Genomic DNA, 12183 nt, shown 5'->3' with positions numbered 1-12183 from the left:
GAAGTACCTACACTGCATACCCGGAGCGTTTGAAATACCCGGTGATGAAGTTACAGGTCCGTGATTGTTTCACGTATCGATACCCATGTGCCATCAGCTTCCCTTACAGGCTCAAGACCCTCTTCGATCAACCGGTTGGTTACGCCCGGGCTTCCGGAAATAATGCGAAATTTCTTCAGATTTAGCTGCGGAAATACAGTTCGCAATCGTGTAAATGATCCTTGGTTATGTATCAGGATGTGCGAAAAATCTTCTTTCGCCGCCCGCTTCCTGTAATTTGAAAGCTCTGACTTCGAAAGGGTTCGCTCTCTGCAAACAATAAATTCCAGAACCGGCAGATCCAGCTCTCTCAGAAGGGCCGGCAGTTCCTCCTGCTCCCCATCCCGGGCCGGATAGAGTGATGCACCCTCTTTCGTAATGCGAAGCATAAACTCCAGAACGTCAATCGGCTTACCTCCTCTCTTGGGTAGTATGGCCGGAATGCCCTCCGATTCCAGGTATGAAGCAGTTGGTGCATCACAGGCAAGATGTATACGATTTTGAAGCGATTGCAGCATCCCCTCTTGGTTCACCCACTCCATAAAATATCGCGTATTAAGCAGGTTCCCATGCAAAACAAATTCGAACGCATCCGGCTTTTCGGTAAACTGTACCGCAGCTTCGTGATCCGTTTCTGCCGAATACGCTTCAAGGGGCAGATGCAGTAAATTTTTGTGATCTGCTGACCCGGCAAACAGTTCCGAAGCAAGATCACGGTTCGCTGTAATCAGAATATTCTCTTTCATGAATATGGCAGTAAGCCGCTTGTTTTATCTAAAAATTGTATCCGATTCCCGCATATATTCTGAAGGTATCCTCAGAAAAACCCAAATCACCCGTCATAATAAAATCCGGGTTAAATAGTGAAATAGCCCCGCCAACACCGAATGTATGTTTCCAGTTGTTGAAGAATTCACCGGAGTCGCTGTCTGTAAAAACCCGGCCGGTATCCCAGAAAAGCTGCGATCCGAATCTGATCTGTTCATCAAGTATTGAAAAAAGCCAGGTCCTCGCTTCAAAAATGTTCAGGATCGAACGATCTCCCCGAAAGCGATCTTCATGATAACCTCGCAGGCCGGCTTGATGCCCAAGGGTTGAAAGCTCCCAGAACGGCGTACTGCCCGTTACCGCCTCCCCTCGCAGCTTGTGGGCCAGTACCACGCCTGGAAGAATCTCAACATAGTTTCTCAGCTCACCCCAGAATGAGGCAAAACGATACTCACTGGCAAGCAGCGGGTGACTGAAAGACATGCCGGCCTCGTATCGATACCCTTCAGTGGGGTTGAATTCGCTGTCGCGATCATCTGCGATGATACCAAAGCCGGCCATATTGGTCCATCCTGTGAACTCTTGCTGCTGTCGTTCCTGGAACGTTGCAAAAATCGAATTCTCATCAATAGATGTCGTCTTGAAAAAAGATGCCTCAAGGTCTGAAAAAAGTTCAAGAGTGCCGTTAAACCCGTACTCCGTAATCACTTTTCTGACTCTCCAGCCGAGGGAGATGTTCTGGTTCTTGAAAAAAAAGTAGTCCTGGTTGTACAGGTCTTCAGAATAGGGGGCGTTATTTCCAAGACCAAAGAAATGGCTGATTGAGGAGCGAAAAAGATTCATGCTGAGCCTGCTGCGTACTCTCCCGTTGAACGCCTGCGTATGCTCATAGGCGGCCTGTGCCTGCAATTCGCCCCTGAATGAACCTATCATATCAACCTGAAGCCTGCTCAGAAATGGCTTATATGGTTTGCTCCCGTAATTGATCCTCTGGAATAGTCCGCCTCCAAACAGGCCAATATCCGACGTATAACCTGCAACCGGCAGTACCGAGTACTGGATGGGGGCTCCCTGTTCTCCTGATCCGGGTGTTAAGGTTACTTGTCCATAAACGCTTGACCCCTGAAAGATTACGGCAAGCAATACGGGTAATGTGATCAAGTATCGAACTAAATGCATCATGGCGCTAAATATAAGACAGTAACGCAACAGATGTGTCGATATTCAAACCATGGTGATATTAACAGTATAAAAAAAGAGCCCTGACCGTAACGGCCAGAGCTCTTACTCATTAACCAAAAATGAATTATCTCTGCTTAGAGAGCATTTTCCATTTTTTCATAATCGTATCCTTCCGCTTTACTCATTTCCTGAGCTGTCAGCGTCAACAGGATACCGTAAATCACTTTTGATCCGATATCAGCTACTGTGTAGGTAATATGACGCGCTACTACAGCTGTCTCTGTGAGAGCCGGCTCCAAACCAAGGCTAAAGAGGTACGGCATCAGGTAAGCGCCCGGATAGAGCATCCAGGTAACAAGAAAGAGAGTCCAGATAGAACCCAGGTATTTTTGCGCTGCCGGTGGTGCGCCTTCTTTACCTTCTGTAATTACTTTCTTCATCAGCCACAGAATGTGGAAGAAGAAAAGAGTTGAAATAAAGCCCCAGATGAAAAATGTGGAAGGGCTGGTTACTTCATAATACTGTCCGATATAACCGGTCACAATCATACCTGTACCGGAAAACCAGAAGCCGTTTCGTATTGAACTGAAACTGCTTTTCGTTAGCGTAACAACAAAAAGAATCTGAAACAGCAGCATCGGTACATCAATCAGCCAATTCAGATATCTGTACCCGTTATTAAACAGGTCATTTCCATCACCGAGAATATATCTCGCTGATTCAGCGTCGTAAATCATTGCGCCGGTCCAGTTTTGTTGCTGTACAAGAAGCAGCAGAAAAGCTGAAACCATTACAACCACAGAAAGAACAGATGAAATTCTGTATTTCGGTGCGACAGTTTTAATAGTTAGAACGAAATAGAGCAGGCCGGCAAGCATAACGGCATAACCGAGCGTCAGTACGTGTGACGACATCTGGTACGCCATCTCTGTGAAGCCGGATCCTGCACCTACGTAATTTTCGAAGGTCGAGTTGCCCAAAAGACTTATTAGATCCATAATGTTATTTGGTTAGTTTAGGTTTGTGAAACCGCTTTTGGTTTCACTTTCGACCCAACAGTGCAGAGAGGCGCAAAGTTCATTCGCAAGGCAGAAAATCGCTTTTTTTATTTAAAACTATGGAGCACAGTAAGTTAAAAAATTCAACATCTAGCATATTTCGTGGCCGTTTTTCAGCAGCCCATCCTGTTTCCTCCAATCGGGAAGGTAGTGGTCCATAAACCGATAAAATCTCCTGTTATGCAGACGCTCAAGGAGATGCACCATTTCGTGTACAACCACAAACTCCAGAACAGACGGTGAATAAAGAGCAAGCTCCAGGTTGAGCCATATTCTGTTTGCCCTCGTGTTGCAGCTGCCCCATCTTGTTTTCATTTTCTTTACACCAAACTCATTTACGCGAACACCCATTCTTTGTTCATACACTGATATGATCTCAGGAATCTTCTGCTTCATCTCTTTGCGGTAAAACTCACACAGCAGGCGGTGCACTTCAGCCTCTCCATCACCTTTTAACAGGCCGAGCATTAGCGTTTCATCCGCGTAAACATTTGCCGATCGGGGTTTGGTTCTTTTATATCGTACTCTGTTCTGTACTCCCCATACCGGTACAGTCTCACCTTCACGGGCACGCAGTGTATCAATCGTCTGCCTCCGTTTCTTCTGAGACAGGTGTCTGGAAATCCACTCCCTTTTATTCTCTATAAATGCTTCCATCTCGGCCAGTGCTGCCCCAATGGGTGCACTGAGCACAACGTTGCCTTCGTCAGGATACACTCTCAGATAAAAATTCCTGATCTGTTTCTGCCTTACTTCAACGTCCAGATCACCACACGAAATTCGGGTGATCCGGGATTTCTTCTTTTTCCAAAACATGGATGCAATGATACATAAAATGACGGAACTCCGAATTGCAATGAGTATAAATTCAGCTTTTTCATAAAGAGCGGTAACATTCTTAAAATATTTTACTCTTTACATTTTGAAATAAACAAGTATATTCTGTGTCCCACTCAACGAAAGTTGGCTTACATGGACAAAATAAAGGTTTTAGTTGCAGACAGTTACGACATTTATCGTCGTGGACTGCACTCTGTTCTTACCGGGTATGGCAAGTTTACGCTTTTTGAGGCTGCCAAAAACGGGAAAGAACTGATTTCTGCATTCAAAAAAAACCCGGACTCCCTCTGTCTTATTTCGTCCAATATTGCTGATGCCAATATTCACGATCTGCTTCTGAAGTTGCGAAAGATCAATGAAGATGTACCTGTGATTGTACTCACATATTCCACCGACATCTCTCATCTCAATCAATCGCTCAAAGCAGGCGTAAAAGGATACCTTACGAAGAACTGTACATCCGATGAGCTCATCCAGTCTGTGTTGACGGTTGCAAACGGCGAGCAGGCATTCAGTAAATCCATATCCCAGCTGATGATTGGCCGATATGCAGATCAGGCCAAAAAAACCACGTCCAAACCAGTCAGACAGATCACAAAGCGGGAGCGTGAAATTCTTAAACTGATCGTTGAAGGATACACAAGTCCCGAAATTGCAAAAATTCTTTACATCAGTACACGAACCGTCGAAACGCACCGATCCAATCTGATGAATAAGCTGGAATTGAAGAATACAGCTGCACTGGTTCGCTTTGCACTGGAAGAGGCTAATATTACGTAAAACGTGCACTACGTAGTTCTACGTAGTCAAATTACGATCTTTTACCTATTGCCATACCGGGTTGATAAACCTATGTTTAGAGTGCAAATGGGGTAATAGCCGTCTGTAGATGATATTTAGCAGCTCTCTTTGAAAGGAGGGCTGCTAATTTTTTATGTGCCAGGCCCATCTTTTTCTTAACATGGCAGTATTTTTTGATCCCCTCCTGTCCGGAATGTGCTTCTGCTTGGATTATTTAGAGAAACCAGCATGTTTTAAAAATTTTTACTCTCACCTTCTTTCTGAAAAAATTAGATTAAAGGCTAATTTGCTTCAGAATTGTTATCGCTCTATAATCTTGACTCAATGAATATCAGATATATTCGTTATCGACGGGAGATCGAAACCTTTAAATTTACGCTAGTATGAGCTTATTTAACATGAAGTACATTTTCCACATCTGCATGCTGTTTGCTCTAACGTTCATGCTTACTGACTTAACAGTGGCTCAGGAACGTTCTGCCGAAGAGCTCGAAGACCTTTACTGGACCAGAATCCAGGAATCAAAAATGAATTTTACCCAGGCTGATGTGGATTTCATGACCGGCATGATTGGTCACCACGCCCAGGCACTTGTTATGTCCGACCTGGCTCCGGAAAATGGAGCAAGTCCTACCATCCAGACCCTCGCAGCCCGGATTATCAATGCACAAAAAGACGAGATTGCGACCATGCAGACATGGCTGAAGGAAAGAAATCAGCCTGTTCCGATTGTTAATATCGACGGTCTGAACCTTACCATTACCATGGAGCAACCGGATTCAGATGATATGCATCATGATCAGCATGATACAGGCGAAGATGACCATCAAAAGATGGATCATGGCGAAATGGATCATAGCGACATGGGAACGCACAACCACCATGATATGCCCGGAATGCTCACTCAGGCTCAGCTTGAAGAGCTTGCTGCAGCCAGGGGAGCTGAGTTCGACCGGAAATTTCTCTCGTTTATGATACAGCATCATGAAGGTGCTGTAATTATGGTAACGGATCTTTTTGATTCAGATGGTGCCGCACTGGATGAGCAGGCATTCCGGCTTGCTTCCGACATTCAGGTAGACCAGATCACTGAGATTGAGAGAATGAAACTGATGCTTTCTCAGATGAGTGATGCTCCCTGAGAACGCATTGCCCACAAATATGTAAACAGAACCAACAACCAAACATAAAAATCAGAATGAAACGAAGCATGCCATCGAATCGCACAATCGTGTCGGATACATGGGGATTTGCCAGACACTGGATTGTGATCTCACTTGTTGCTTTTTTCGGAGCCTACAGCTGTGCGCCGCAAGAAGCAACTCAGCAAAATACAATGACAGCCTCCTATTCGGTAACGCCGCTTTCAGCAGCTACGCACCCCTCACCCGACCCTCGTGTGGGTCTTGAGGCAGGACTATTTGACGCGGAAGAGGCCATTTGGAATCTGAATATGATTTCAACTACTCCTCCTCCATCCGATTTTGTCGGCGCCTTTAATTCCGACCTTGCGTTTAAAGACAATTACGCAATTCAGGGCAACTACAATGGATTCATGGTATGGGACATTTCTGACCCTGCATCTCCCGAGCTGGTGGTTGACTTTCTCTGTCCCGCCTCTCAGAGTGACGTTTCCGTTTATGAGAACCTCCTTTTTGTTTCAGGTGAGGGTTTGGGCGGACGGCTCGACTGCGGCACGGAAGGAGTTCGTGAAACAGCGAGCCCCGATCGGCTCAGGGGAATACGCATTTTTGATATTTCAGACATCACACAGCCTGAATATATCGCCAACGTACAAACATGCCGCGGCTCTCATACACATTCAGTGTTGAAAGATCCGAACGATGATGAAAATGTTTTTATCTACGTATCAGGTTCAGCGCCGGTAAGGCCTGACGAAGAACTTCCGGGCTGTTCATCTGCTTTTCCGGAAGATGATCCAAACAGTGCGCTTTTCCGCATTGAGGTGATCCAGGTTCCGCTGGCAAGTCCGGAGGATGCCGCTATTGTGAGTTCACCAAGAATTTTTGAAGATCTTGCCGCTCCTCCAACACACGGCTTGGCCCCCGCAGAGATCGCTGCCATTGAACGCGCCAAGGCGGAAGGAGCCTACGTTGCCGAAATATTTGGTCAGGAACGCGTACTTCGCGGCGGTATGGTGAGACAGTTACTCAACGTAATTGTACAGCAGCGAGGCGGTGAAGGTGAGCCAACGGCTGCCGACAGCACGACACTTCGAAACAACCTGCAGGACATGGTGGATGCGATGATGGCTAACTGGGATCGCGGAGGAGACCGCGGGCCCGATCAGTGCCACGACATCACTCTCTATCCTGAAATCGGCCTGGCCGGCGGTGCCTGCGAAGGCTACGGACTGTTGCTTGACATCTCTGATCCGGTTAACCCTGTACGGATCGATGCGGTTGCCGACTCAAACTTTGCCTACTGGCATTCAGCCACATTCAACAATGACGGATCCACCGTTATTTTCACCGATGAATGGGGCGGCGGAACACAGCCGAAGTGCCGGGCTTCCGACCCAATGGAGTGGGGTGCAAATGCCATCTTTTCCATCAATAACGGCACCATGGAGTTCGAGAGCTACTTCAAGCTACCCGCTGCACAAACTACCCGTGAAAACTGTGTAGCGCACAACGGATCTCTGATTCCGATTCCGGACCGTGATATCATGGTTCAGTCGTGGTACCAGGGTGGAATTAATGTTTTTGATTTTACAGATCCCGAAAATCCGGTTGAAATTGCCTTTCATGACCGCGGCCCCGTCAGTGCAGACGTGATGCAGCCTGCGGGAAGCTGGTCGGTTTACTGGTACAACGGCGTTATCGTGAACTCTGAAATCGGCCGCGGGCTCGACATTTTTGAGCTCACACCAAGCGACTTCATCACTGCGAATGAAATTGAAGCGGCCAATACGGTTACCTTTGATTATCTGAACGCACAGGGACAGCCACAGTACAGCTTCCCCTCCTCATTTGCGCTTGCCAGAGCCTATGTGGATCAGCTCGACCGAAACCGTGAGCTGGATGCCAATACACTTGCAATGGTTCGCAACCAGATCAGCGAAGCTGAAAGCAGCAATGGGAACAGCCGATCCCGGGTACTCAATAACCTGGCATCCGAACTGGAAAGACAGGCAGCATCGTCATCCAATTCAGCAAAAATTCAGAAGCTGGCAGGCACACTCAGGGATCTGACATCCTGATAATCTGTTAACTTCATTTAATTCCTGAAAGCCTGTTCGGTTTATTCTGAACAGGCTTTTTTTATTCTCAATGAATTCCCAAGCAGGTTTTTGGGATAGTCGTTTCACAATTCTTTGGGAAGTACGTGCTCTCCAATAAAAAAGCCCAACCCAACTTTCATTGGAGTGGGCTTTCAATGTAGCGTGGGAGGGACTTTGCCAAAGGCATTCCTTCGGAAGAACCCTCGTCCGCCAGCCGGCGGATATGAATCCGACGCTCTTACACCCAGCAAGCCCTGATCAACTCCTCGCGAATCCACCTTCTGCCACGTGCGCTTTTGAGTTGTCTCTCTCGGATCATCGCTTCTTTCTTGCCTTGGTAAGCTTCCAGCCAGATCAAATACCACGGGCGATAGCGGCTGGACCACCCTTTTTTTGGTCCCTGGTTATGATAAATGAACCTGACTCCTACATCAGAAGAGTACCCGATATAGATTTTATCGTACACCGGTGAATGCAGCACATAGACATGATACATGATTCCCCCTTTTTTTTATTTCTCTCCCTTTCTCTTTATAAAAAAAGCCCAACCCAACTTTCATTGGATTGGGCTTTTAATGTAGCGTGGGAGGGACTTGAACCCTCGGCCTCCGGGTTATGAATCCGACGCTCTTACCACCTGAGCTACCACGCCTTGTATTCAATAAAATCAAAAATTCACATTTACAAGGCTTGAACCCCCGTCCGCCAACCGGCGGATATGAATCCGACGCTCTTACTCCTCCCGACATTCGGGAGGAAGCTGCCACGCCTTGTATTCAAAAAAATCAATAAATGAAACTACATCACATATGACGGGACTTGAACCTTCGCCCCGAAAGCATTCGGGATATGAATCCGAGGCTCTTACTCCTCCCGATCTTTCGGGAGGAAGCTACCACGCCATAGCTGATTAATCATCAACCTTTTTCAGATTGTTGAGAGCACAAAATATATCACTTTTTCCAATCAATGGTGAAACCGAATTCCAACCTTTTTTCTGTAATTGAGATGGGACACGGATAAGTTGAATGTTTTCCATTGTGATATCCAAATCGCCAGTCACCAGTCACAAGTCACACATCGTCCATCGTCCATCGTCCATCGTCCATCGTCCATCGTCCATCGTCCATCGTCCATCGTCCATCGTCCATCAAACATCTCACAACTCCCTCTTTATCTTCACTCATTCTTAGGGTATTTTATCCCATATACAATTTTACCCATAATTAAACCGGACAGATGGCTAAACGCATTACCAACCGCAGCGAAGACTATTCACAATGGTACCTGGATGTCATAAAAGAGGCTCAGCTTGCAGAACACTCCCCTGTAAGAGGCTGCATGGTGATTCGGCCAACCGGCTACGCACTGTGGGAAAACATGAAAGGGGCGCTCGACCAAATGTTCAAGGAAACCGGTCACGAAAATGCCTACTTTCCGCTCTTTATACCGAAATCCTTTCTTTCCAAAGAGGCACAGCACGTGGAGGGTTTTGCCAAAGAGTGTGCTGTTATCACGCATAGCAGGCTGCAAAGTGCTGAAGGCGGAGTTGAGGTTGATCCGGAATCAAGACTCGACGAAGAGCTGATTGTACGGCCAACGTCCGAAACCATTATCTGGGACTCCTACAGAAACTGGATTCAATCCTATCGCGATCTGCCCATATTGATCAACCAATGGGCTAATGTAGTGCGCTGGGAGATGCGCACCCGCCTTTTTCTGAGAACCATGGAATTTCTCTGGCAGGAAGGCCACACTGCTCACGCAACCGAAAAAGAAGCGGTGGAAGAGGCAGAACAGATGCTCGAAGTGTACAGAACATTTGCCGAGGAATATATGGCTATGCCGGTTGTGACCGGACTGAAAACCGAGTCGGAGCGTTTTGCAGGTGCCGTTGATACCTACTGCATCGAAGCACTGATGCAGGATGGCAAAGCACTGCAGGCAGGAACGTCCCATTTTCTCGGGCAGAATTTTGCAAAAGCATTTGATGTGAAATTTCAGGACCGTAACGGTGAACACCGGTATGTCTGGGCTACCAGCTGGGGAGTATCCACGCGGCTTATCGGGGGACTCATCATGACCCATTCCGATGACAACGGCCTTGTGCTCCCCCCAAAATTGGCGCCGGTTCAGGTTGTGATCGTTCCTATCTACAGGGATGATGAACAGCGCGAAACAGTACTTGAGTATGCGCGCCCGATCCAAGAATCACTCAAAGAGAAAGGGATTACCGTTAAGCTGGATAATCGCGACAACTACAAGCCGGGATGGAAATTTGCCGAACACGAAGCCAAGGGAATACCCGTTCGTATTGCCGTTGGCCCACGCGATGTAGAGAACGGCAACCTGGAGCTTGCCCGCCGCGATACTCTGGAAAAATCGATTATCCCGGCCGCAGGCATCTCGGAACATGTGTCAGAGCTTCTGGAAACCATTCAGGCTGAACTTTACGGCGCTGCCAAAAAACGTATGGACGAAAATACGCGCGAGGTTGACAGCTATGAGGAATTCAAAAAAGAGATAGAAAACGGCGGCTTTATATATGCCCACTGGGACGGGTCCGCTGAAACGGAATTGCGTATCAAGGAGGAGACCAAGGCAACCATTCGCTTGATCCCCTTGAACAGTGATTCCGCTGAAGGAGCATGCATGGTAACCGGAAAGCCTTCCAAACAAAAAGTTCTTTTTGCCAGATCCTATTAACCACCTTGGTAATAATGAGCGATCAAATTCACATACCACCGGAAAACAAGCTCTTCACGGTTGCACAAAGCCGTGAAGCAGATCGCTTTACAATTGATGAATTTGGCATCGATGGGTTTACCCTCATGGAGCAGGCAGCCTCCGGTGCGGCTGAAATTATTCGCAAGGAGGCCGGTATCAGTAAAAAAGGCCTCTTTATTTGCGGAAAAGGAAACAATGGCGGTGATGCACTTGCAGCAGCACGTTATCTCTCTGAACAGTCGGGGCATAGCATACACGTCTGGATGTGTATGGGCAGTGAGAATCTATCGGCAGATGCGGAGAAAAATCTGAAGCTGATACATAAACTGATCGGTTACCAGTCAAACATTACTATACTTGACTCCTCTCCATTCAATGATCCCGAGGAAAATAATTACGATTACATCGTAGACGGAATCTTTGGGTCCGGGCTTACAGACGACGTCAGGGAACCGGTTGCCGGGATTATCGAAAAAATAAATGATTCCGGGTTGCCTGTTTTTGCAATGGACATTCCTTCTGGGCTGGATGCGGATAGCGGCCTGATCCGGGGAGTGTGTGTGCAAGGCAGCCATACCATTACGTTCGGAACCGTTAAAATCGGATTTTACCTGAATGGTTCCGATAAGGTTACCGGCCAGGTGCATCTGGTGCCCCTCCCCTTTCCGGAGTACGGTATGACGTACGATTCCGTATTAATTAATAATCGTCTGGAAAGCACAATTCCCGCCATAGACCGGAAAGCGGAACATAAGTACGATGACGGGGTGGTTCACATTATTGCAGGTTCAAAAGGGCTGACCGGTGCAGCAATCATGGCTGCCAAAAGTGCCTGGAAATCGGGTGCTGGAGCGGTCATACTATATACTACGGAAAACCTTCTGCAGATATACGAAAAGAACCTGCCTCAAATCATCAAAAAAACTGTCGGAAACCCCTCGGATGATCAGTTCAAGCCGGGTCATGCAGAAGAAATACTTTCATCTGTACTATCAAAGCCGGGAGTGGTTTTGGCCGGTCCCGGTATGGGCACCGATTCAGAGACGCGTAAATTTTTGACGGAGCTCCTTGAACGGTATTCGGGGCCATTGATTCTGGATGCCGATGCTTTGGCCGGTTTCGATGAACTTAAAGACATCAGTTCAGAGCAAAAGAAAAACTGGATTCTGACTCCACACATTGGCGAAGCCGTAAACTATCTGGGTATGGTATTTGACAAGGAGAATGATTCTGAGCGGTTAGCGGCTGCCGTAAAATTTTCGGAAAAATTTGAATGCTCTATAGTTTTAAAGGGTAATCCAACATTTTTAATACATTACGGAAATAAAAAATATATAACCGGATACGATACATCCCCTTTTACACGGGCCGGATTTGGCGATGTGCTCTCGGGAACCATTTCAGCAAACCTAGGAATAACTCATAATATCCCGGTCTCCGTAGTACAGGCGCTACTATCCGGCCATCAAAAATATAACCAACTAGCAGAAGACGACGTTTTCGGCCCCGAGCATCTTACCTGAA

At 47.0% G+C, this 12183-nt stretch carries 10 protein-coding genes and 1 tRNA gene; 5 read left to right on the top strand and 6 right to left on the bottom strand.

Annotated features, from left to right (window positions below; genetic code table 11):
- Positions 1-50 precede the first annotated feature (50 nt).
- The 4 genes from DDZ15_RS05775 to DDZ15_RS05760 form a co-directional block, all read right to left on the bottom strand.
- Entirely contained in the window at positions 51-785 is a 735-nt protein-coding gene (locus DDZ15_RS05775) for a uroporphyrinogen-III synthase (protein WP_109646041.1), read from the bottom strand.
- A gap of 28 nt (positions 786-813) precedes the next feature.
- Positions 814-1989 carry a BamA/TamA family outer membrane protein gene (locus DDZ15_RS05770; RefSeq protein ID WP_109646039.1) on the bottom strand — a complete coding sequence of 392 codons (1176 nt, stop codon included), beginning with the start codon at positions 1987-1989 and terminating at the stop codon, positions 814-816.
- Positions 1990-2123: 134 nt separating this feature from the next.
- Positions 2124-2987, bottom strand: coding sequence for a bacteriorhodopsin (locus tag DDZ15_RS05765; protein ID WP_109646037.1), 864 nt, complete (start codon positions 2985-2987; stop codon positions 2124-2126).
- 150 nt (positions 2988-3137) lie between these two features.
- Positions 3138-3863: a M48 family metallopeptidase gene (locus tag DDZ15_RS05760; RefSeq protein WP_109646035.1), complete on the bottom strand. Its 726-nt coding sequence runs from the start codon at positions 3861-3863 to the stop codon at positions 3138-3140.
- A 156-nt stretch (positions 3864-4019) separates the two neighbouring features.
- Between DDZ15_RS05760 and DDZ15_RS05755 the strand changes: the two genes are divergently transcribed.
- The 3 genes from DDZ15_RS05755 (at position 4020) to DDZ15_RS05745 (ending at position 7911) form a co-directional block, all read left to right on the top strand.
- Positions 4020-4667, top strand: a complete 648-nt coding sequence (locus tag DDZ15_RS05755) for a response regulator transcription factor (RefSeq protein WP_146198522.1) — start codon at positions 4020-4022, stop codon at positions 4665-4667.
- Positions 4668-5071: 404 nt separating this feature from the next.
- Positions 5072-5830, top strand: a complete 759-nt coding sequence (locus tag DDZ15_RS05750; protein WP_109646032.1) for a DUF305 domain-containing protein — start codon at positions 5072-5074, stop codon at positions 5828-5830.
- Positions 5831-5886: 56 nt separating this feature from the next.
- Positions 5887-7911 carry an LVIVD repeat-containing protein gene (locus DDZ15_RS05745; RefSeq protein WP_242978900.1) on the top strand — a complete coding sequence of 675 codons (2025 nt, stop codon included), beginning with the start codon at positions 5887-5889 and terminating at the stop codon, positions 7909-7911.
- A 259-nt stretch (positions 7912-8170) separates the two neighbouring features.
- Here DDZ15_RS05745 and DDZ15_RS05740 read toward each other — a convergent pair whose 3' ends face one another.
- Together DDZ15_RS05740 and DDZ15_RS05735 are read right to left on the bottom strand one after the other, a co-directional pair.
- The gene (locus DDZ15_RS05740; protein ID WP_109646030.1) at positions 8171-8428 is read right to left on the bottom strand and encodes a GIY-YIG nuclease family protein; all 258 of its coding nucleotides are present in this window, start codon (positions 8426-8428) and stop codon (positions 8171-8173) included.
- A gap of 82 nt (positions 8429-8510) precedes the next feature.
- Positions 8511-8584: transfer RNA gene (locus DDZ15_RS05735), tRNA-Met, on the bottom strand.
- A gap of 587 nt (positions 8585-9171) precedes the next feature.
- Here DDZ15_RS05735 and proS point away from each other — a divergent pair.
- Together proS and DDZ15_RS05725 are read left to right on the top strand one after the other, a co-directional pair.
- Entirely contained in the window at positions 9172-10638 is a 1467-nt protein-coding gene (gene proS, locus DDZ15_RS05730) for a proline--tRNA ligase (RefSeq protein WP_109646028.1), read from the top strand.
- 14 nt (positions 10639-10652) lie between these two features.
- On the top strand, positions 10653-12182 hold the full coding sequence (locus DDZ15_RS05725; protein ID WP_158278630.1) for an NAD(P)H-hydrate dehydratase: 1530 nt from the start codon (positions 10653-10655) through the stop codon (positions 12180-12182).
- Position 12183 lies beyond the last annotated feature (1 nt).

Origin of the sequence: Rhodohalobacter mucosus (genome assembly GCF_003150675.1) — a bacterium.
Taxonomy (GTDB): Bacteria; Bacteroidota; Rhodothermia; order Balneolales; family Balneolaceae; genus Rhodohalobacter; species Rhodohalobacter mucosus.
This window is presented reverse-complemented; position numbering and strand designations above follow the sequence as displayed.